The sequence below is a fragment of the Kribbella sp. CA-293567 genome, assembly GCF_027627575.1.
In the GTDB taxonomy this organism is placed as follows: Bacteria; Actinomycetota; Actinomycetes; order Propionibacteriales; family Kribbellaceae; genus Kribbella.
In genome coordinates, this window is record NZ_CP114065.1 from 3,327,940 (window position 1) to 3,349,599 (window position 21,660).

The 21,660-nt window shown below is 69.3% G+C and carries 15 protein-coding genes; 12 read left to right on the plus strand and 3 right to left on the minus strand.

What is annotated here, in order from left to right; all coding sequences use genetic code 11:
- Positions 1 to 142 precede the first annotated feature (142 nt).
- From OX958_RS15605 to OX958_RS15625, 5 genes are all read left to right on the plus strand, one after another.
- Positions 143 to 2,197 carry a HelD family protein gene (locus tag OX958_RS15605; RefSeq protein WP_270138408.1) on the plus strand — a complete coding sequence of 685 codons (2,055 nt, stop codon included), beginning with the start codon at positions 143 to 145 and terminating at the stop codon, positions 2,195 to 2,197.
- Positions 2,198 to 2,242: 45 nt separating this feature from the next.
- Positions 2,243 to 3,445, plus strand: a complete 1,203-nt coding sequence (locus OX958_RS15610; protein WP_270138409.1) for an ATP-grasp domain-containing protein — start codon at positions 2,243 to 2,245, stop codon at positions 3,443 to 3,445.
- Positions 3,442 to 5,100 (plus strand): IucA/IucC family protein, encoded by a 1,659-nt coding sequence (locus tag OX958_RS15615; protein WP_270138410.1) that lies wholly within the window; start codon positions 3,442 to 3,444, stop codon positions 5,098 to 5,100. The genes OX958_RS15610 and OX958_RS15615 overlap by 4 nt, the downstream gene beginning before the upstream one ends.
- Positions 5,101 to 5,257: 157 nt before the next feature.
- Positions 5,258 to 6,979: an IucA/IucC family protein gene (locus OX958_RS15620; protein WP_270138411.1), complete on the plus strand. Its 1,722-nt coding sequence runs from the start codon at positions 5,258 to 5,260 to the stop codon at positions 6,977 to 6,979.
- Positions 6,976 to 8,163, plus strand: a complete 1,188-nt coding sequence (locus OX958_RS15625; protein ID WP_270138412.1) for a type III PLP-dependent enzyme — start codon at positions 6,976 to 6,978, stop codon at positions 8,161 to 8,163. Before OX958_RS15620 ends, OX958_RS15625 begins: the two co-directional genes overlap by 4 nt.
- 81 nt (positions 8,164 to 8,244) lie before the next feature.
- On the opposite strand, the gene OX958_RS15630 is transcribed toward OX958_RS15625, so the two are convergent.
- Complete coding sequence (locus tag OX958_RS15630) at positions 8,245 to 10,464, minus strand: NADP-dependent isocitrate dehydrogenase (protein WP_270138413.1); 2,220 nt, start codon at positions 10,462 to 10,464, stop codon at positions 8,245 to 8,247.
- 184 nt (positions 10,465 to 10,648) lie between these two features.
- On the opposite strand from OX958_RS15630, the gene OX958_RS15635 reads away from it, so the two are divergent.
- The 5 genes from OX958_RS15635 (at position 10,649) to OX958_RS15655 (ending at position 18,713) form a co-directional block, all read left to right on the plus strand.
- Positions 10,649 to 13,222, plus strand: coding sequence for a chitobiase/beta-hexosaminidase C-terminal domain-containing protein (locus tag OX958_RS15635; RefSeq protein WP_270138414.1), 2,574 nt, complete (start codon positions 10,649 to 10,651; stop codon positions 13,220 to 13,222).
- Positions 13,223 to 13,306: 84 nt separating this feature from the next.
- The gene (locus OX958_RS15640) at positions 13,307 to 14,278 is read left to right on the plus strand and encodes a TIGR03885 family FMN-dependent LLM class oxidoreductase (protein ID WP_270138415.1); all 972 of its coding nucleotides are present in this window, start codon (positions 13,307 to 13,309) and stop codon (positions 14,276 to 14,278) included.
- Entirely contained in the window at positions 14,275 to 15,948 is a 1,674-nt protein-coding gene (locus tag OX958_RS15645) for an alpha-amylase family protein (protein WP_270138416.1), read from the plus strand. The genes OX958_RS15640 and OX958_RS15645 overlap by 4 nt, the downstream gene beginning before the upstream one ends.
- A 55-nt stretch (positions 15,949 to 16,003) precedes the next feature.
- On the plus strand, positions 16,004 to 16,327 hold the full coding sequence (locus OX958_RS15650; protein WP_270138417.1) for a plasmid stabilization protein: 324 nt from the start codon (positions 16,004 to 16,006) through the stop codon (positions 16,325 to 16,327).
- Between the two features lie 10 nt (positions 16,328 to 16,337).
- Complete coding sequence (locus OX958_RS15655) at positions 16,338 to 18,713, plus strand: phosphoketolase family protein (protein ID WP_270138418.1); 2,376 nt, start codon at positions 16,338 to 16,340, stop codon at positions 18,711 to 18,713.
- A 9-nt stretch (positions 18,714 to 18,722) separates the two neighbouring features.
- On the opposite strand, the gene OX958_RS15660 is transcribed toward OX958_RS15655, so the two are convergent.
- Positions 18,723 to 19,700: an iron-containing redox enzyme family protein gene (locus tag OX958_RS15660; RefSeq protein ID WP_270138419.1), complete on the minus strand. Its 978-nt coding sequence runs from the start codon at positions 19,698 to 19,700 to the stop codon at positions 18,723 to 18,725.
- An 80-nt stretch (positions 19,701 to 19,780) separates the two neighbouring features.
- On the opposite strand from OX958_RS15660, the gene OX958_RS15665 reads away from it, so the two are divergent.
- Positions 19,781 to 19,987: a CDGSH iron-sulfur domain-containing protein gene (locus OX958_RS15665; RefSeq protein ID WP_270138420.1), complete on the plus strand. Its 207-nt coding sequence runs from the start codon at positions 19,781 to 19,783 to the stop codon at positions 19,985 to 19,987.
- A 14-nt stretch (positions 19,988 to 20,001) separates the two neighbouring features.
- Positions 20,002 to 20,619, plus strand: coding sequence for a UdgX family uracil-DNA binding protein (locus tag OX958_RS15670; protein WP_270138421.1), 618 nt, complete (start codon positions 20,002 to 20,004; stop codon positions 20,617 to 20,619).
- Here OX958_RS15670 and OX958_RS15675 read toward each other — a convergent pair.
- Positions 20,608 to 21,573 (minus strand): TIGR03557 family F420-dependent LLM class oxidoreductase, encoded by a 966-nt coding sequence (locus OX958_RS15675; protein ID WP_270138422.1) that lies wholly within the window; start codon positions 21,571 to 21,573, stop codon positions 20,608 to 20,610. The genes OX958_RS15670 and OX958_RS15675 overlap by 12 nt on opposite strands.
- Positions 21,574 to 21,660 lie beyond the last annotated feature (87 nt).

The window sequence follows — 21,660 nt, forward strand, 5'->3', positions numbered from 1 at the left end:
GCTGGTACCGTCCCCGGTCTGTCTTTTCGGGTGGCTTTCCAGCACTGCGTGAAGGATCGAATCGAACCGGACTGCTCCGGGGCGGGATCTTCTGACCGCCCCTGGTCCCGTCGTTCGCTCCCACGAAATCGAGGCATCTCCGATGGCCGAATCCGCACCCCGTCCTGCCGCCACGCCCGAGCTCGGCGCCGAACGCGCCTTCCTGGCCGAGGCCCGGGCCGCCCTGGCCCGGATGCACCAGGAGGTCGACGAGCGCGACGTCCCGATCATCGGTGGCGAGGACAACGACGAGCGCTTCACCAACGAGGCGAACGAGCGCGCCAAGCGGATGCGCACCCAGGCACTGCTCGACCTGCCCGACGTCCCGCTGTTTTTCGGCCGGCTCGACTACGAGGCCGGCACCATCGAGGGGCTGGACCTGATCTACATCGGCCGCCGGCACGTCCATGACGGCTCCGGCTCACCGCTGGTCATCGACTGGCGGGCCCCGGTCTCGGTGCCGTTCTACCGGGCCACCCGCGGCGACCGGCAACGAGTCGTGATGCGCCGCCGGTACGGCTTCTCCGATGTTGCCGAGCTGACCGGCTTCGAGGACGAGCCGCTGATCGGTGCCGCCGAGGCCGACCAGGCCGACGCGTTCCTGCGCGCGGAGATCGAGCGGCCGCGCACCGGTCCGATGCGCGACATCGTGGCCACGATCCAGCCCGAACAGGACGACCTGGTGCGCGCGCCGCTGCACCCCAGCGTCTGTGTGCAGGGTGCGCCCGGCACCGGCAAGACGGCCGTCGGCCTGCACCGGGTGGCGTACCTGCTCTACACCGAGCGGGAGCGGCTGACGCGCGGTGGTGTCGTGATCGTCGGGCCCAACCGCTCGTTCCTGTCCTACATCCGCAAGGTGCTGCCGGCCCTCGGCGAGGTCGACGTCCGGCAGATCACCATCGACGAGCTGATCAGCCGGCCCGCGGCGGCGATCGACGGTCCGGTCGCCGCGCGGCTCAAGAACGATGTCCGGATGACGGGTGCCCTGCGCCGGGCGCTGTGGTCGCACGTCACCGCGCCGACCGAGGGAGTCCTCTACAGCAAGGGATCGCAGCGGTTCCGGGTGCACGATCACGAGCTGGCCGCCATCGTCGAGTCCCTGCGGGAGTCCACCCGGTACGCGCCCGGCCGGGACGCCCTGGCGCAACGGATCGCGCACGCGGTCCTGGTGCTGATGGAGCGGCGTGGGGAGTCGCCGGACGACCGCACGCAGAACGCGGTGGCCCGCTCCAAGCCGGTGAAGGCGGTGGTCGACGCCGTCTGGCCGCGCGTCGTACCGGAGCAGGTGCTGCATCGACTGCTGTCCGACGCCGCGTTCCTGGACTGGTGTGCCGGTGACGAGTTCACCGCCGAGGAGCGCGCCGAGCTGCTCTGGACCAAGCCGGCCCGGTCGTGGAAGTCGGCGAAGTGGTCGGCGGCCGACACGTTGCTGCTGGACGAACTGGAGGACCTGATCGAACGGCGCTCGGGCTCACTCGGCCATCTCGTCCTGGACGAGGCACAGGACCTGTCGGCGATGCAGTTGCGCGCGCTCAGCCGCCGCTGCCGTTCCGGGTCCGCGACGGTGCTCGGTGACCTCGCGCAGGCCACGGCTCCGTCGGCGGCCGGGTCATGGGACCGGGTCCTCGGTCACCTGGGCAAGTCCGATGCTCTGGTGGTCGAGCTGGACCGTGGCTTCCGCGTTCCGGACCAGATCATCGACTTCGCGGCGAAGCTGCTGCCGCAGATCGCCCCGACGCTCGGCGTACCGCGGGGTGTCCGCACGGTCGCCGACGCGCTGAGCATCGTCGAGACCGGCGCCGAGACCTTCGTGGCGGAGCTCGTCACGGCCTGCCGGACCGCTCTGGCCGGTGACGGATCGGTCGCGCTGATCGCCGCCGACGACCAGATCGTCGCTCTGCACGAGGCGCTGCTCACGGCCGGCCTGCAGCCGGCGCTGCTCGGCACCACCGAGGACGAGATGGACACCACCCGGCTGGTCTGCGTTCCCGCGACGCTGGCGAAGGGTCTGGAGTTCGACTCGGTCGTCGTGGCCGAACCGGAAAGGATCGTGGCGGCCGAAGCGCGCGGCCTGCAACGTCTGTACGTCGTCCTCACCCGGGCGGTCAGCAGCCTGCGGATCGTGCATGCGACGTCGTTGCCTACGGCATTGAAGTGAGTCCCGGTTGAGGCCTTAGGTGACCCTTACCTAACATAGGTCGTTATGCGGCTGTACCTGCTCGCCCTGCCCCCGACCGATTCCGTCACGGAAGGATTCCTGCCTGCTGCCCTGCGCCTCGGGTTCGAGGTCACCGTGCTCACCGACCGGGCCGAACCGCACCGGCGCGCGTACGCCGGGCTGCCCGGCGCCCCGGAGGTGGTGGAGGTCGATCCGCGCGACTTCCGTGAGGTGATCAGCTTCGTCTCCCGGCAGCACGTGCCGGCCGCGATCTTCAGCAACAGCGATCACCTGCAGACGCAGACCGCGCTGGCCGCGCAGTACTTCGGGCTGCCGGGCAAGGACTGGAAGGCCACCTTCCGCGCCAAGAACAAGGCGCAGCTCCGGCGGCACCTGGCCGGTACCGGGCTGGACACGGTCCGGTCCGTGGAAGTGGCCCCAGGCAACGATCCTGGTGAGCTGGCCGGCCTGGAGCTCCCGTTCCCGGCGATCGTGAAGCCGCGGGAGGGCGTCGCCAGCGAGGACGTCGCGCTGGCCGGCGACCTGGAGCAGTTGCTGACCGCAGCCCGGGGGATCCGCGAGCGGCGTCCGGACGCGGGGCTCGTGGTGGAGGAGTACCTCGAAGGGCAGCTCTACACGCTGGAGACCCTCGGCGACGGGACCACCCGGCACGTCCTGGGTGGCTTCCGGACCGAGGTCGTGCTGCCTACCTTCATCGAGAAGTCGCTGGAGTTCGTGCCTCAGCACCCTCGGCCGGTGATGGACCAGCTCCTCGCGCAGCTCGACGCGGTCGGCGTCGGCCTCGGCGCCTGCCACACCGAGTTCGTCGTCCAGCCCGACGGCCGGGCCCGGATCATCGAGGTGAACTACCGCGCGATCGGCGACCGGCTGGACCTGCTGCTGCCCCGGCTGCTCGGTATCCCGTACTTCGAACTGGTCCTGCGGGCTCACCTCGGAGAGTCCCTGCCGGCAGACCTCGGAATCCAGACCGGCCTGCTGACCCACAGCTTCTACCTCTGTGCCGACCGCGCCGGCGTCCTGACCGCTGCCCCGGCGGCGAGCGACCTGGTGATCGACGGCGTCGAGGTGTCGTACCGGCCGCTGCGTGCCGTCGGCGAGCACCATCCGCTCTACGGCACCAACCGCGACTACCTCGGAGTGGTCGAGGCGATGGGTCCTGAACTGGAGGAGCTGCGGCGGGTCACTGCTGACTTCGTCGCTGCCCACGAGTGGACGATCAGCGAGTGAGCGCCGAGGATCAGCTGACTCTGCGAGTGTTGTCCGCGCTGCTGCGCGAGAACGTGCTCGGGGTGCGCACGGTGGAGGAGCGGGCCGACGGTCTCTGGCTGAGCGGCGATCACCTGGCCCTGCCGGTCATCGAGGAAGGCTTCCAGTCCGAGTATGCCGCCCGGTTGCCGCTCCTGGAGGTCGACGGGCAGCCTGTCGCCGGCCTCGACCACCTCATCGCCGTACTGCGTGAGCGCGCTGACCCGGAGGACCAAGGCGGGTATGACGCCTTCGCCGAGGAGTGCAGGCAAACGCTCGCGACCATGGAACTTCACGCCGAAGTGCAACCCGGGGTACTGGCCGCACTCGGCGCCCGCTACGGCAGCGACCCGGCCGGCTGGATCGGGCTGGGCAGCTCGCTCGCTCAGGACACGCTGGCCGCCTTCCTGGATCACCCGGTCTATCCGGCCGCGCGGGGTCGTTCGGGGCTGACCGACGACCAGTTGGCGCGCTACGCGCCCGAGTTCCACCCATCGTTCAAGCTGCGCTGGATCGCCGTGCCGAGCGGCACGCTCAGGTTCGAGGGCGGGCAGTTGCCGCAGTGGTGGCCGACTCCGGCACAGATCGGCCTTCCTGAGCTGGAAGGTTGTTCGACACTGCCCATCCACCCCCTGACCTTCGACACGGCGCCGACGGAGATCTTGGGAGGCGTCAGAGGACCAGCGCCGTACCTGGACGTCGTGCCGACGCTGTCCATGCGGTCGGTGGCTGTGGTGCAGGATCCTCGGCACCACCTCAAGCTGCCGCTGCCGACCGCGACCCTCGGGGTGCGTAACCGGCGGACGATCAAGGCCGGAGTACTGGCCGACGGTGCGGCGGGGGAGCGGCTGATGCGCTCCGTCATCGCGCGGGAGCCGCGCTTCGCGACCACCATTCTGAACGCCGACGAGCAGACTTTCGCCGAGAGCGGCCATGAGTTGCTGGCCGTTCTCCTTCGTCGCTATCCCGCCGGACTCGACGACGCGGTCACCGTGCCGCTCGCCGCTCTGACCGCTACGGCGCCCAACGGCCGCCTCGTCATCGAGCAACTCGCGGACAGCTTCTACGGCGGCGAGGTGCTCGCTCTGTACGACGCCTTCGTGCTGCTCCTGTTCGACTGGCAGATAACTCTTTTCCGCTATGGCATCGCCCTGGAGTCACACCAGCAGAACACCTCCCTGGTGCTCGATCGAGTCGACGGAGTGACCCGGATCCGCCTGCTTTACAAGGACAATGACGGCTTGCGGATCAATCCGGCCAGGCTCCCCGCGAACCTGCCGGCCGAGGAGTTCGACGACGCCCGGATCTTCACCGACGGGGATCGCGGGCTGACCGACCTGTTCACCACGATCACGGTCCATCTCTGCGCGGCGTCCGTCGCCTTCGCGCTGGCCGACCGCCTCCCGTTGCAACGCTCCCTCGGCGTACTGCGCCGGCGACTCACGGAGGCCATCGACGCACTGGGCGCCGAAGGTGCCGTACTGCGTGCCGACCTGCTGGACGCGGATCGCCTGCCGGTCAAAGCGATGGTCACCGCCGGAACGCTGCTCAGCAAGGCACGCTCGGGTGCCGCCGACATCAACAAGCACTACACCTCCGGTCCGAACTACCTGCGCGGGCCGGCGAGCCCGCGGTGACGCTCGGTTCCAGCCCGCGGATCGCCGCCGACCGGCACTATTTGAGGATGGCCGTTCCTCCGTTCGCCGCTGTCCCGGGCATCGTTGCCAGCTCCCCGCTCGCGATCCCGCGCGCCCCCTTGCCGTTTTCGCCCCTCGTCCTCTCCTGGAGTTCTATATGCCTGCATCCGCACAGTCGCTCACCTCAACCGGCACGGGGTTGCCGAGCGCCGACCACGTCGTCGCGCACACCCTGCTCAACTGCCTGCTCCGCGAGGTGTCGGGCCCCGATCGGCAGAGCACTGTCGACGACGGTCACCTCCTGATCCGCCTGCCCCGCTGTGACGCCCTGCTGCGCGTCGCGCTCCGGCGTACGTCGCTGATCGGCGCCCACCGCTTCACCGGTCCGGTCTTCGCCGAGGGACCGCTCGGCTGGACCGAACTGGGCTGGCGTGAGTTCGCCGGGTACGTCGGTCAGGAGCTGGCGCTGCGCAGCGGCTTCGCCAACGAGGAGTTCCTCGAGCAGATCGCCCTGAGTCATGAAGGCGTCGCGAACGCGCTGCAGAGCCGCGGCGACGCCGGCCCCGATCGCTACCTGGAGTCTGAGCAGGCGCTGGTCTTCGGTCACCGCTTCCACCCAGCGCCGAAGTCCAGGTCGGAAGGCTCCGACGCCTGGGCCGCTTATGCGCCCGAGGCGCGGGCCTCCTTCCCGCTGCGCTACCTCGCGGTGCGCGCCGACCTCCTGGCCGAGGAGAGCCTGACCGGGGAAGCGACAGCGCTGCTCGACAGCCTGTACGCCGTACCGGCCGGCTATCGGTTGCTGCCCGCGCATCCGTGGCAGTACGAGCTGCTGCAGGACAACCAGGCCCTGCGCGACGCCCTCTCGCGTGGTGACGTGCTCGACCTCGGGACCGGTGGCGACAGGCTCACCCCGACGGCTTCGGTCCGCACGCTGCACAGCACGGAGGCGTTCCTGAAGTTCAGCCTGAACGTCCGGATCACCAACTGCCTGCGCAAGAACGCGGCGTACGAGCTGGCCGGCGCGGTCGCCGGAAGCCGGCTGCTCGCTCCGGCGCTCGACGACCTGGCGACGAGGTTCCCGGACGCCGCGATGCTGCGGGAGCCCGCCTTCCGCACCCTCGGCGTACCAGGCCCGGACGGTACGCCGGACGTGTCGTTGTTCGAGGGATTCGGGCTGATCGTCCGCGACAGCCTGGACAGCGTCGTCCGCCCCGGCCTCACCCCGTTGCTGGCCGCCGCGGTGGCCGACGAGTATCCGACGAGCTCGGCGCAGATTTCCCGGTTGCTCGCCGGAGCGGGTCCGGGCGAGGCCCTCAGCTGGTGGACGACGTACCTGCGACTGCTGCTGCCGCCAGTGCTCGCCGCGTACTTCGACCACGGCATCGTGCTGGAGCCGCACCTGCAGAACGTGATGGTCTGCGTGGACGACGACGGCCGGCCCGCCCAGATCCTCTTCCGCGACATGGAAGGAACCAAACTGGTTCCCGACCAGAACGCGGCGCTGCTGGCCGAGCTGCCGGCCGAGGTCGCCCGGCCGATGACGTACGACGCGCAGCGCGGCTGGGACCGGGTGGTCTACTGCCTGCTCGTCAACAACGTCTCCGAAGTACTCGCGGCGATCGCCGACCAGCACCCGGAGCTGGAAGGTGAACTGTGGAAGGCCGTGCGCGCCGCCCTGCAGTCGTACGCCGATGACTACGGCTGCTCGCCGCGTCTGGAGGCGCTGTTGGCCGGTGGGCCGCTGCCGGCGAAGGCCAACATGCTGATCCGCTGGGCGCGGAAGGCGGACCGCGAGGCGGAGTACGTGCTGCTGTCGTCACCCATCGCCGAGTCGGTCCTCGCCGCTGCCGCGCGGCCCGCCGCCTGGAGCGAGCTGTGACCGCTGCAGTTCGTGAGTTCGTCGCAGGTCTCGACTCGGAGGCGTTCCCGGCGTACGTCTACGACCTGGCCGAACTGCGTTCTCAGCTCGAAGCGGTCCGTACTGCGCTGCCGCCGCGGGTCGAGCTCTACTACGCGGCCAAGGCCAATCCCGAGGCGGCCGTCCTGACCGCGATGCGCGGAATCGTCGACGGCTACGAGGTCTCCAGTGGCGGCGAGCTGGCCCACGTCCACGAAGTGGTGCCGGAAGCTCGCCTTGCCTTCGGGGGTCCGGGCAAGACGGCCGCGGAGATCGCGCTGGCGCTCCGGACCGGGGTGCACCGATGGCACGTGGAGAGCGTCCAGGAGATCCATCAGCTCGCTGGGGCGCTGACGGCCACGCCGGACGTCACGCTCGACATCCTGCTGCGGGTCAATCTGCCGGTGACGGCCGGCTCACTGGACTCGGTCTCACTGGCGATGGGCGGCCGGCCGAGTCCGTTCGGCCTGGATCCCGAGGGCGCGGACGAGTGCATGCGGTTGCTGTCCGGACCGCTGGGGGAGCAGCTTCGGCTCCAGGGCATCAACGCCCACCTGGCCAGCGGTCTGGGTGCGAGTGAGCAACTGCTGCTCGCCGAGCAGATCGTCGAGTGGTCGAAACTGTTCGCCGAGCACTACGGGCACACCTTGAACGAGGTCAACGTCGGTGGCGGGATGGCGGTCGACTATGCCGATCCGGGCGCCCGTTTCGACTGGACGGCGTTCGGCGCAGGTCTGGAGAAGCTGCTCGACTGGCATCCCGGGTTGACCTTGCGGCTCGAGCCCGGACGCGCGCTGACGGCGTACTGCGGGTGGTACGTGACGGAGGTGCTGGACGTGAAGCGCAGCCACGGCGAGGACTTCGCCGTACTGAAGGGCGGGACGCACCACCTGCGCACACCTGCCACGAAGGGCCACGACCAGCCCTTCACGGTGCTGCCCGTCACCGCCTGGCCTCACCCCTGGCAGCGCCCCGCGGCCAGGGGACTGGTCACCCTGACCGGTCAGCTCTGTACGCCGAAAGACGTGCTCGCGTCCCGCGTCCCGGTCGGCGTGATCCGCGCCGCCGATCGCGTCCTGTTCGAACTGGCCGGCGCCTACGCCTGGAACATCTCCCACCACAACTTCCTCATGCACCCACCGCCGACCTTCCACTTCCTCCCCTGAAACCCACCCCGACTCCACGCGAGTTACCCCCGGTTGGTACCGGGGGTAACTCACCTCAGCTGGGGGTAACTCTCCGGGATTTCAGGCGAGGGTGGCGAGGGTGGCGTTCCAGGTGGGGGAGGGGCGCATGACGGTTGCCGCCTTGGCGGGGTCGGGGTGGTAGTAGCCGCCGAGGTCGACCGGGCTGCCCTGTACCGCTTGCAGCTCTTCGATGATGGTCTTCTCGTTGGTGGCCAGCGTTTCGGCGACCTGGCTGAACGACTTCGCCAGCTCGGCGTCGTCGGTCTGCTTGGCCAGCTCCTGCGCCCAGTACAGAGACAGGAAGAAGTGGCTGCCGCGGTTGTCGATCCCACCGACCTTGCGGGTGGGGGACTTGTCCTCGTTCAGGAAGGTCGCGGTGGCCCGGTCCAGGGTGTCCGCGAGCACCTGGGCGCGCGCATTACCGGTGGTCTGGGCCAGGTGCTCGAAGCTCGCGGCCAGCGCGAAGAACTCACCCAGGCTGTCCCAGCGCAGGTAGTTCTCCTTGACCAGCTGCTGCACGTGCTTCGGCGCCGAGCCGCCCGCGCCGGTCTCGAACAGACCGCCACCGGCCATCAGCGGGACGATCGACAGCATCTTCGCGCTGGTGCCCAGCTCGAGGATCGGGAACAGGTCGGTCAGGTAGTCACGCAGCACGTTGCCGGTGACCGAGATGGTGTCCTCACCGCGGCGGATCCGGTCCAGCGAGTACTTGATCGCCTCCACCGGCGCCAGGATCTTCAGGTCCAGACCCTCGGTGTCGTACTCGGTCAGGTACTGGTTGACCTTGGTGATCAGCAACGCGTCGTGCGCCCGGGTCTCGTCCAGCCAGAACACCGCCGGGCTGCCGGTGGCGCGGGCCCGGGTGACGGCCAGCTTGACCCAGTCCCGGATCGGCGCGTCCTTGGTCTGGCAGGCGCGGAAGATGTCACCGGCCGCGACCTCCTGCTCGAGCACGACGTTGCCGTCGGCATCGACCAGCCGGACGGTACCGGCCTGGGCCAGCTCGAAGGTCTTGTCGTGGCTGCCGTACTCCTCGGCCTTCTGCGCCATCAGGCCGACGTTCGGGACCGAGCCCATCGTCGACGGGTCGAAGGCGCCGTTGGCCCGGCAGTCGTCGAGGACGACCTGGTAGATCCCGGCGTAGCTGCTGTCCGGCAGCACGGCCAGGGTGTCGGCCTCGGCACCGTCGGGACCCCACATGTGCCCGGAGGTGCGGATCATGGCCGGCATCGAGGCGTCGACGATCACGTCGGACGGCACGTGCAGGTTGCTGATGCCCTTGTCGGAGTCGACCATCGCCAGCGCCGGCCCGTCGGCCAGTTCCGCGTCGAACGAGGCCTTGATCGCGTCGCCCTCGGGCAGCGCGGCCAGACCGTTGTAGATGCCGCCCAGCCCGTCGTTGGGGGACAGCCCCGCCGCGGCCAGCGTCGCGCCGTACTGCTCGAAGGTCTTCGGGAAGAAGGCCCGGACCACGTGACCGAACACGATCGGGTCGGACACCTTCATCATGGTCGCCTTCAGGTGCACCGAGAACAGCACGCCTTCGGCCTTGGCCCGGGCCACCTGGGCGGTGAGGAACTCGCGCAGCGCGGCGACGTGCATGACGGAGGAGTCGACCACCTCACCGGCCAGCACCGGGATCGACTCGCGCAGTACGGTCGTCTCGCCGTCGGCGCCGGCGAACTCGATCCGCAGCGTCTTGTCCGCGTCGAGCACGACGGACTTCTCGGTGGAGCGGAAGTCGTCGGCGGCCATGGTGGCCACGTTGGTCTTCGAGTCCGCGGCCCAGGCGCCCATCCGGTGCGGGTGGGTGCGGGCGTAGTTCTTCACCGACGCGGGCGCGCGACGGTCGGAGTTGCCCTCGCGCAGGACCGGGTTCACGGCCGAGCCCTTGGTGCTGTCGTAGCGGGTGCGGATGTCGCGCTCTTCGTCGGTCTTCGGCTCGTCGGGGTACTCCGGGAGCGCGTAGCCCTGGCTCTGCAGCTCGGCGATCGCGGCCTTCAGCTGGGGGATCGAGGCGGACACGTTCGGCAGCTTGATGATGTTGGCGCCCGGGGTCTTGGCCAGGTCACCCAGCTCGGCCAGCGCGTCCGGAATCCGCTGGTCCTCGGTCAGGTGGTCGCCGAAGACGGCGATGATCCGCCCGGCCAGCGAGATGTCCCGGGTCTCCACGCCGACACCGGCCTGCGCGGCGTACGCCTGGATCACCGGCAGGAACGAGTACGTCGCCAGGGCCGGCGCCTCGTCGGTGTGGGTGTAGATGATGGTCGACTCAGTCACTCGCGTCTGTCCTCTGCTCCGTCGATGTCGCTCCCCGGGCCTCCCGGTCGAGCAGGCCCCACCTTAGTAGGTGGCCCGAGCTCTTCCCCATGGCGCCGATCACGTCTACATTCACGGGACGTGAGAGCGCTCTCACTCACTCCATCGTTTGACTCGCCCTCTTCCGCCCCGGAGGTGGTACCCCGTGCTACGGAGTCCCGAAAAGTCCCGCCGACGCCGCTCGCGCCTGCGCGCGGCCCTCGTCGCCCTCGTCCTGGCCGTCTGCTCGACCCTCCTGGTGGGGGGCGTGGCGACGGCCGCCGACGACTACACCCAGTCCGCGACGTCACTCAGCGCGACGCAGGCGCAGCTCTCCTTCACTCCGGCCACCTCGGCGGTCTACGTCGACGTGCACTACGTCGTCGCCGGGCAGGGCCAGCAGAACTTCCGGATGGAGCTCAACGCCGGCACCTGGCGCAAGACCGTGAGCGGACTCTCCACGGGCAGCGTCATCGACTACTGGTTCACCTACGAGAAGAGCGGTCCGCAGTACGACACGCCGCACTTCGGCTACACCCACGGCGGCGGGACGTCGACCGTCGCGACGCCGACCTTCTCGCCGGCCGCGGGCACCTACCCGACCGCGCAGTCGGTGACGATCTCGACCGCCACGGCGGGATCGACCATCCGGTACACGCTGGACGGCTCCACGCCGACCGCGTCCTCGACGCTCTACAGCGGCCCGATCTCGATCACCACCAACCGGACGGTGAAGGCGATCGCGCTGAAGGCCGGGTCGACCACCTCCGCGGTCGCGACGGCCGGCTACGTGATCGGTACGCCGGTGGTGACGCCGACGTTCTCGCCGGCCGGCGGCAGCTACGCGACCGCCCAGACGGTGACGATCTCCACCGCCACCTCCGGCTCGACCATCCGCTACACGGTGGACGGTTCCACGCCGACCGCTTCCTCGCCGCTCTACAGCGGCCCGATCAGCGTGCCGTCGACCCGCACGGTCAACGCGATCGGGATCAAGTCCGGGCTGGCCAACTCGGCCGTCGCGAGCGCGACGTACACGATCGGTACCCAGGCGGGCTGCCCGACGCAGCCCGACGTCCCGAACTTCGGCCCGAACACCCGGATCTTCGACCCGAGCATGCCGGCCGCGACCATCCAGGCGCAGCTGGACGCCGACTTCAACGCGCAGAAGGACACCCTGACGCACCAGATGGGCACCGGGCGGATCGCCCATCTGTTCAAGCCGGGCGCGTACAGCGTGCACGACGACGTCGGCTACTACACCTCGGTCGCCGGCCTGGGCCAGAACCCCGGTGACGTGGTCATCAACGGTGCGATCACGGTGGACGCGTTCAACGAGTCCGACCAGGGCGTCGCGCTGCAGAACTTCTGGCGGTCCGCGGAGAACATGGCCGTGAACCCGATCGGTGGCTCCAACCGCTGGGCGGTCGCGCAGGCGGCACCGTTCCGCCGGATGGACATCCGCGGCAACCTGCAGCTCTACCCGGCCAGCTACGGCTTCGCCAGCGGCGGCTACATCGCCGACAGCAAGGTGTCGGGCCAGACGGCCTCCATCTCGCAGCAGCAGTGGTACACCCGCGACAGCAACCTCGGCAGCTGGGCCGGTGGCGTCTGGAACATGGTCTTCTCCGGTACGCCGGGCGCTCCGGCGACCACCTTCCCGAACCCGCCGATCACCTCCCTGGCCACCACGCCGGTCTCCCGGGACGTGCCCTACCTGTACCTCGACAGCGCCGGCAAGTACCGGGTGTTCACGCCGTCGCTGCGCACCAACGCCTCCGGCGCCAGCTGGGCGAACGGCTCCACCCCGGGGACCTCGATCCCGATGAGCCAGTTCTACGTGGTCAAGGCCGGCGACACCGCGTCGTCGATCAACTCGGCGCTCGCGTCGGGCTGCCACCTGTTCTTCACGCCCGGCATCTACCACCTGAACCAGACGCTGAACGTGACGAAGCCCAACACCGTCGTGCTCGGCATCGGCTACCCGACGCTGATTCCCGACAACGGCGTCAACGCGATGCAGGTCGCCGACGTCGACGGGGTCCGGATCAAGGGCATCCTGTTCGACGCCGGGACGACCAACTCGGCCGCGCTGCTGACCGTCGGCCACGTGGGCTCGTCGGCGAACCACGCGACCAACCCGACCACGCTGCAGGACGTGTTCTTCCGGATCGGCGGCTACATCGCCGGGCACGCGACGACCAGCCTGATCGTCAACAGCCACAACACGATCATCGACCACATCTGGGCCTGGCGCGCCGACCACGGCAACGCCGGTACCTGGGGGTGGACCCAGGCCACCGGGGACACCGGATTGATTGTCAACGGCAACAACGTGCTGGCGACCGGGTTGTTCGTCGAGCACTACCAGAAGACCCAGGTGATCTGGAACGGCCAGGGCGGCCGGACGATCTTCTTCCAGAACGAGATGCCCTACGACGTGCCGAACCAGGCGAGCTGGAACCGGCCGAGCGGCCGCAACGGCTTCGCGGCGTACAAGGTCGCCGACAACGTCACCTCGCACGAGGCCTGGGGGCTGGGCAGCTACAACTTCTTCAACGTCAATCCCTCGGTGAGCGCGTACAACGCCTTCGAGACACCGGTCAACGCGGGAGTGCGCTTCCACAGTCTGGCCACGGTCTCCCTGAACTACCAGGGCACGATCACCCACGTCATCAACGACACCGGCGGGGTGACACCGCCGGGAACCGTCCCGGTGAACGTGGTCAGCTTTCCGTGAGCTGACCAGGTGAGCTGAGCAGTGGATCGACCACAGACCCGTCCGGCCGCATGGCCGGGCGGGTCTGTGGGCACGAGAGGGGGCATGACTGTCTACGGATTCCATGCTTCGCACGAACAGGTCCCGCCCGCCGACCTGTTGGCCGCGGTGGTCAGGGCCGAGCAGGTGGGGTTCACCGCGGCGATGTGCTCCGACCACTTCAGCCCGTGGAGCGCCCGGCAGGGCCAGTCCGGGTTCGCCTGGTCCTGGCTGGGGGCCGCGCTGCAGGCGACCGGGTTGCCGTTCGGCGTCGTGAACGCGCCCGGCCAGCGGTACCACCCGGCGATCATCGCGCAGGCGATCGGGACGCTGGGGTCGATGTACCCCGGCCGGTTCTGGGCCGCGCTCGGCACCGGTGAGGCGAGCAACGAGCACATCACCGGCGACCCGTGGCCGCGCAAGGAGGTGCGGCAGCAGCGGCTGGAGGAGTCGGTCGACGTGATCCGGAAGCTGCTGAGCGGTGAGGAAGTGAGCCACGACGGGCTGGTCACTGTCGACCGAGCTCGCGTCTGGACCCGCCCCGAGGAGCCGCCGGCGCTGCTGGCCGCGGCAGTCTCCACGGCGACGGCCGAGCGGAGCGCGGCCTGGGCCGACGGGATGATCACCATTCCGGCCGGCGACGACGATCACCTGCGCCGGATGATCGCGGCGTACAAAGACAACGGCGGCCGGGGGAAGGTCTGCCTGCAGGTGCACCTGAGCTATCACCCGGACGAGGACGAGGCGCTCCGGATCGCGCACGAGCAGTGGCGGTCCAACGTGTTCCCGCCACCGTTCTGCTGGGACACCGACTCCGCCGAGGCCTTCGACCTGGCGGCCGAGCACGTCCGGCCGGAGGCGATGCACGACGCGGTCCGGATCTCGTCCGATCCCGGCCGGCACGCCGGGTGGCTGCAGAACTACGCCGATCTCGGGTTCGACGCGATCTATCTGCACCACGTCGGGCAGCAGCAGTCGGAGTTCCTCGACGTGTTCGGCGCCAAGGTGCTCTCCCAGCTGGAGGTGACTCACCCGTGAGGCTGACCGAGACCGCCGACGTCTGGTGGAAGAACGCCGTCGTCTACTGCCTGGACATCGAGACCTTCTTCGACACCGACGGGGACGGCCGCGGTGACATCCGCGGCCTGTCGCAACGGATCGACCACCTCGCCGACCTCGGCGTGACGTGTCTGTGGCTGATGCCGTTCTACCCGACGCCCGATCGCGACGACGGCTACGACATCACCGACTTCTACGGCGTCGACCCGAACCTGGGCACGCACGGCGACCTGGTCGAGCTGATCACGCTGGCCCAGGACCGCGGCATCCGGGTGATCGCCGACCTGGTGGTGAACCACACCTCCGACCAGCATCCGTGGTTCCAGAGCGCGCGGGCGTCCCGCGACTCGAAGTACCGGAACTGGTACGTCTGGCGGGACGAGCCGCCGGCCAACCAGCACGAGGGGATCGTCTTCCCCGACCAGGAGGACAGTCTCTGGGAGTACGACGAGCAGGCCGGCCAGTACTACCTGCACCAGTTCTACAAGCACCAGCCCGATCTGGACATCGCCAACCCCGAGGTGCGCGACGAGATCCTCCGGATCATCGGTTTCTGGCTGCGCCTCGGGCTGTCCGGCTTCCGGGTCGACGCGGTGCCGTTCCTGCTGGACACCGCCGGTTCGGTGGACGCCGCGAACCTGGCCGACCCGCACGACTACCTACGGGACCTGCGGTCCTTCCTGAGCCGGCGCAACGGCCAGGCGGTGCTGCTGGGCGAGGTGAACCTGTCCTACGCCGACACCCGGACCTTCTTCGGTGACGAGGACGGCGACGAGCTCAACATGGTGTTCGACTTCATCGGCATGCAGCGGCTGTACCTGTCGCTCGCGCGGTCGGAGCCGGCCGAGCTGATCAAGGCCCTGCAGGAACGCCCGGCCGCGCCGGAGGAGGCGCAGTGGGGCACGTTCATCCGCAACCACGACGAACTCACCCTGGACAAGCTGTCGGACGACGAGCGGCAGGAGGTGTTCGACGCTTTCGGGCCCGACCCGGACATGCAGCTCTACGGCCGTGGCCTGCGGCGCCGGCTGCCCGGGATGCTCGGCAACGACCTGGCCCGGATCAAGATGGTCTACAGCCTGCTGTTCTCGCTGCCCGGTACGCCGGTGCTGTTCTACGGCGAGGAGATCGGGATGGGGGAGAACCTCGAGGCGGAGGGGCGCAACGCCGTCCGGACGCCGATGCAGTGGACGGACGGCGTCAACGGTGGCTTCTCCATCGCCGACCCGGATCAGCTGGCCGCGCCGGTGGTGGAGGGTGAGCTGTCGCCGGAACACGTCAACGTCGCCGCCCAGCGGCGCGACCCCGACTCGTTGCTGAGCTGGATCAAGCTGCTGGTCCGGCGGTACCGGGAGTCCCCGGAGCTGTCCTGGGGCGAGTGCACCCTGCTGGACCTCGGCCACAAGTCGGTCTTCGCCCACCGCTCGGAGTGCGAGGGCGGTGCGGTGATCGCCGTACACAACTTCGCCGACACCCCGGTCACCGTCACACTGCCGGTCGCCGGCGCCGGGGCCGGCCTCAGGGTTGCGGATCTGCTGACCGGCAAGACCAGCGAGGTCGACGTCGACGGAACCCTCGAGCACGCCCTGGCCGGCTACGGCTCGTGCTGGCTGCGAGTGCTGCGCCCGGGGGACCGGTACATCATCTGAGCCTGATTGGCGCCGGGGCCAGGGGGTACCGGCCGAAGGTCGAAGGGAGATCAGCATGCCCGCAGGGTCGAGCAAGAAACGCGAACGGCAGTACGAGCACATCAAGGCCGGCCTGAAGAAGCGTGGCCGCAGCGAGGACACCGCCGAGGAGATCGCCGCGCGCACGGTCAACAAGGAGCGCGCCCGCTCGGGCGAGGCGAAGCAGAAGAGCCGCAGCTCCACCCACGACATCTCGTCGGGCCGCCGCGGCGGTCTGCGCTCGCACAGCGGGGCGCAGGGCCGGACCAAGGAGCAGCTCTACAACGAGGCCAAGCAGAAGAACATCAAGGGCCGATCCAAGATGAGCAAGGCCGAGCTGGAGAAGGCTGTCGGCCGCTAGAGGAGCAGCAGTGCAGCTGATCGACGCCAACCCGCTGACCGACGAGGAGCTGCAGGGCCTCGACGCGTACTGGCGGGCGGCCAACTACCTGTCCGTGGGCCAGATCTACCTGCTCGGCAACCCCTTGCTGACCGAGCCGCTGCGGACGGAGCACATCAAGCCGCGGCTGCTCGGCCACTGGGGCACCACGCCGGGCCTGAACCTGGTCTACGCGCACCTCAACCGGGTGATCCGGCAGCGCGAGCGCGAGCTGATGTACGTGATCGGGCCCGGGCACGGTGGTCCCGCGATCGTGGCGAACAGCTGGCTGGAGGGCAGCTGGTCGGCGACGTACCCGAGTACCGGGCAGGACCTGGCCGGGCTGACCAAGCTGTTCCAGCAGTTCTCGTTCCCCGGTGGCATTCCGAGCCACGTCGCGCCCGAGGTGCCGGGATCGATCAACGAGGGTGGCGAGCTGGGCTACTCGCTCAGCCACGCGTACGGCGCCGCCTTCGACAACCCGGATCTGGTGGTCGCCTGCGTGATCGGCGACGGCGAGGCGGAAACGGGGCCGCTGGCAACTTCGTGGCACTCGAACAAGTTCCTCGACCCGCGCAACGACGGCGCGGTGCTGCCGATCCTGCACCTGAACGGCTACAAGATCGCCAACCCGTCGGTGCTGGCACGGATCGGTGACGAGGAGCTGACCGCCCTGCTCCAGGGGTACGGGCACGAGCCCTACCTGGTCGAGGGGTCGGAGCCGGCCGCCGTGCACCAGGCGCTGGCCGCCGCGATGGACCACTGCCTCGACCGGATCGACGAGATCCAGCTCGAAGCCCGGACGGCGGCCGACGGTGCACCGCCGCGGGCGGCCTGGCCGATGATCGTGCTGCGGACGCCGAAGGGCTGGACCGGGCCGCACACGGTCGACGGGTTGCCGGTCGAGGACACCTGGCGGTCCCACCAGGTGCCGTTGTCCGGGGTTCGCAGCAACGAGGAGCACCTCCGGCAACTAGAGGACTGGCTGCGGAGCTACCGGCCCGAGGAACTGTTCGAGCCGGACGGGCGGCCGGTGGCCGGCTTACTGGAGCTGGCGCCGCCGGCCGAGCTGCGGATGGGGTCGAGCCCGCATGCCAACGGCGGGTCGATCACCCGTGACCTGGAGCTGCCGCCGATCGCGGAGTACGCCGTACCGGTGAAGGCGCCCGGGGCCGAGGACGGTGAGCCGACCAAGGTGCTGGGCACCTTCCTGCGGGACGTCTTCACGGCGAACGCCGAGCACCGGAACTTCCGGATGGTCGGGCCGGACGAGACCGAGTCGAACCGGCTGTCGGCGGTCTACGACGTGACCGGCAAGGCCTGGAACGCGGGCCGGCTGGAGACCGACGAGCATCTCGCGGTGGACGGCCGGGTGCTGGAGATGCTCAGCGAGCACACCTGCCAGGGATGGCTGGAGGGCTATCTGCTGACCGGCCGGCACGGGCTGTTCTCGTGTTACGAGGCGTTCGTGCACATCGTCGACTCGATGGTGAACCAGCACGCGAAGTGGCTGAAGACGGTGGGCCGGCTGGACTGGCGCCGGCCGATCCCGTCGCTGAACTACCTGCTGACGTCGCACGTCTGGCGGCAGGACCACAACGGGTTCTCCCACCAGGACCCGGGCTTCATCGATCACCTGGTGAACAAGAAGGCCGAGGTGGTCCGGGTCTATCTGCCGCCGGACACCAACACGCTGCTGTCCACCATGGACCACTGCCTGCGCACCCGCAACTACGTCAATGTCGTTGTCGCCGGCAAGCAACCGCAGCCGAGCTGGCTGGACTGGGAGACGGCCGCGCTGCACTGTGCCCGCGGGATCGGCGTCTGGGACTTCGCCAGCAACGACGAAGGCGAACCGGACGTCGTGATGGCGTGCGCAGGCGACGTACCGACGCTGGAGACGCTGGCCGCGGTCGACCTGCTGCGCGAACACCTGCCGGAGCTGAGGATCCGGGTGGTGAACGTGGTCGACCTGATGCGCCTGCAGGACGCGAAGGAGCATCCGCACGGGCTGACCGATCCGGACTTCGACGCGCTCTTCCCGCCCGGTACGCCGGTGATCTTCGCCTACCACGGGTACCCGTGGCTGATCCACCGGCTGACCTACCGGCGGAACAACCACGAGGACCTGCACGTCCGCGGCTACGTCGAGGAGGGCACCACCACCACGCCGTTCGACATGGTGGTGCTGAACAACCTCGACCGGTTCCACCTGGCGATGGACGTGATCGACCGGGTGCCGTCACTGGGCAGTCGGGCCGTGTCGCGGCGGCAGTGGTTCGCCGACCAGCGGACCCGGCACCGCGCGCACGTCACGACGTACGGCGAGGATCTGCCGGAGGTCCGCAACTGGCGGTGGAGCCGGTGAGGCCGCTGCTCAGCTGGCTGTCCGGATGGACTTCTTGTCGGCGTCCCAGCTGCTGAGCAGCTGCGCGGCGAACAGGTTGTCCAGCCCCAGTGAACAGGCTGCCCCGAAGACGATGTCGGCCACGGCTTCGGGGTGGTCCTGGGCGTAGCTGTCGCACAGGTCGTGCGCCGCGATCTGCTCGTGCACGGCGTCGGCCTCGACGTGCTCGGTGAAGTAGCGGGCCGCAGCCGGATCGGCGCCGAGCCGGACCGCGCCGCCGGCGTACCGGCGGTTGGGCAGGGTCGAGGTCATCTCGAAGGCCGCGAGGTGGCCGATCAGGGCGCCGACCCAGCGGCGGTGCAGGGCGAACAACGACATCGCGTTGGAGACGGCCAGCGTGACGGCGGGGACCTCGGGCACGTACCGGCCGTAGCTGCCGTCCAGGCCGAGCCAGCTCATCGTCGTCCGGAAGAGCTCCGCGTGCATCCGCTCGGGCCGCCCGCCGCCGTACTCGTCGGACTGGATCTCGACCAGCGCCGTCTTGGCCGCGCCGTCGAGCCGGGGGATACCGAAACTGTGCGGGTCGGCTTCCTTCAGCTGGTAGACCGACCGGTTCAGGACGAACTCGCGGAACTCGTCGAGGTCGGCATGACGCTGCAGGTAGGCGGACAGCGACGGTCCGTCGTCGTGCTCGATCAGCTGCTTCAGCAACAGCGAAGGTTTGCCGTCGGCAACTTCCGGCCGGTAGCTGCTGGTCAGCCACTCGGTCCAGGGCCGTTCCAGCTCGGCGCGGAAGGCCAGCACCTCCAGGTCCCACTCGCTGGCCTGGTCGACGTCGTCGAACCCGCGGTAGTGCAGCTCGTAGCAGCACCACAGCGCGAGTTGCAGGTCTTCGTCGGCCCACGGCTCGCCGGTCACCACGACCGGCGGTGGCGGTACCGCCGGACGGCCGGTGAGGTGATCGGTCAGCCAACGGGTGAGCGGCCCACGGGGTGGGGGCAGTTGCATGGTGTGTCTCCTTCTGACGTCGGCCCAGTACCCGCCGGATCGGTGCCTCAAGCATTTTTACCGGTGGGTACCGGCAGCGCATGAGTGAATCGTCCGAGCCCGGAGCAGCCAGCATTCGTGCCTACCCCGACGGGCCGTTGATCGTTCGCGGTGACTTCGAGCTGCGCGACGAGGACGGCGCGCTGATCGATCCCGGTCGGGCGACGATCGCCCTGTGCCGCTGCGGCCGTTCCGCTCTGAAACCGCTGTGTGACGGCACCCACAGCGTGCTCAAGAAGCGCCGCTAGAAAGGGAGCCAGTGATGCAGAAGTTCGCTGGAGCGGCGGAGTGGGTGCCCGCCCGGGGCGGTCTGCCCAAGCTCGAGGCGGCGCTGCCGGACTGCCGGGGCTGCGATCTGTGGCAGGACGCGGAGCAGGTCGTACCGGGTGGTGGTCCGGCGAAGGCGCGGATGATGCTGGTGGGTGAGCAGCCGGGCGACGTCGAGGACAAGGCGGGAGAGGCCTTCGTCGGGCCGGCCGGCAGGCTGCTGGACAAGGCGCTCGAAGCGGCCGGGATCGATCGCACCGAGGTCTACGTGACCAACGCGGTGAAGCACTTCCGGTTCGAGCGGCGCGGCAAACGGCGGATCCACAAGACCCCGGCCGTCGGGCACATCGTTGCCTGTAGCCCGTGGTTGCGGCGGGAACTCGAGATCGTCGAGCCCGCCTTGGTGGTGGTCCTGGGAGCAACGGCCGCCCGATCGCTGCTGGGCACCGGCTTCAAGGTCACCGAGCACCGCGGCCGCCCGACGGAACTCCCGGATGGGACTGCCGCCGTGGCGACAGTCCATCCGTCGGCTGTGGTGCGCTCCGACGAGTACCGCCGGGACTTCGGGCTCTTCGTCGACGATCTCCGGGCCGCTGCCGCGCTACTGACCTGACCGGCGCAGCTCGGGCAGTACCTCGTCGCGGTACAGCTTCATCATGTCGATGGAATGCGGGCCCATGTTCGCGACGTAGATCTCGTCGAAGCCGGCCTCGACGTACGGCTGGAAGGCCGCGAGGTGGTCGGCCGCGTCCGGCCCGGCGGCGATCGAGCCGGCGGTCTGCTCCCTGGTGACCAGTTCGCCGGCCTGTTCGAAGTGCCGCGGGGAAGGAAGGATCTGGGCCAGCTCGCCCGGCAGGCCGGCGTTGCGCCAGATCCGGTGGGCCTGGTCGATCCCCTCGTCGGCGGTCGGGGCGTAGCTGACCTTGAAGCCGGCCTGCGCGGGCTTGTCCGAGCCGCCGTTCTTGCGGAACCGTTCGAGCAGCTCCCGGTCGGGGCTGGTGGTGACGAAGCCGTCGGCGATCCGGGCCGCGACATCGGTCGCCTCGGGGCCGAAACCCGACATGTAGATCGGCAACGGGGCGTCGGGGCGGGTGTAGATCCGGGCCGTGTCGACGGTGTAGTGCTTGCCGCGGTGCGAGACGAAGCCGTCCTCGCTCCAGAGTCTCCGCATGATCTCGACGGCCTCCTCGAGCATCTCCAGCCGGACGTCCACGGTCGGCCACGGGCCACCGAAGATGTGCTCGTTGAGCGCCTCGCCGCTGCCGATCCCCAGCCTGAACCGGCCGTTCAGCAGGACCGCGCAGGTCGCGGCGGCCTGCGCGACGACGGCCGGATGGATCCGGACCGTCGGACAGGTGACGGCCGTCGTGACCGGCAGTTCGCACACCTGCGAGATCGCCCCGATCGTCGACCAGACGAACGGGCTCTGTCCCTGTTCGTCGTTCCAGGGATGGAAGTGGTCGCTGATCCACAGACCGTCGAAACCGGACTCCTCGGCCACCCTGGCCTGCTCGATCAACTGCGCCGGGGTGTACTCCTCGCTGGACAGGAAATAGCCGATCTTCACTGCGCCTCCAAAAGCTCGTCTGTGCCGCGTCCGGTTCCCCGGCGGGCACGCCGTTACGCATGGTGGCTCCGAAGTCGGGTACCCGGC

Bases quoted from the DNA above. Each gene is read 5' to 3' on its own strand.
- OX958_RS15620 (WP_270138411.1), top strand. From the start codon at position 5,258: ATGCCTGCATCCGCACAGTCGCTCACCTCAACCGGCACGGGGTTGCCG.
- OX958_RS15650 (WP_270138417.1), top strand. From the start codon at position 16,004: ATGCCCGCAGGGTCGAGCAAGAAACGCGAACGGCAGTACGAGCACATC.
- OX958_RS15660 (WP_270138419.1), bottom strand. From the start codon at position 19,700: ATGCAACTGCCCCCACCCCGTGGGCCGCTCACCCGTTGGCTGACCGAT.
- OX958_RS15640 (WP_270138415.1), top strand. From the start codon at position 13,307: ATGACTGTCTACGGATTCCATGCTTCGCACGAACAGGTCCCGCCCGCC.
- OX958_RS15665 (WP_270138420.1), top strand. From the start codon at position 19,781: ATGAGTGAATCGTCCGAGCCCGGAGCAGCCAGCATTCGTGCCTACCCC.
- OX958_RS15605 (WP_270138408.1), top strand. From the start codon at position 143: ATGGCCGAATCCGCACCCCGTCCTGCCGCCACGCCCGAGCTCGGCGCC.
- OX958_RS15610 (WP_270138409.1), top strand. From the start codon at position 2,243: ATGCGGCTGTACCTGCTCGCCCTGCCCCCGACCGATTCCGTCACGGAA.
- OX958_RS15670 (WP_270138421.1), top strand. From the start codon at position 20,002: ATGCAGAAGTTCGCTGGAGCGGCGGAGTGGGTGCCCGCCCGGGGCGGT.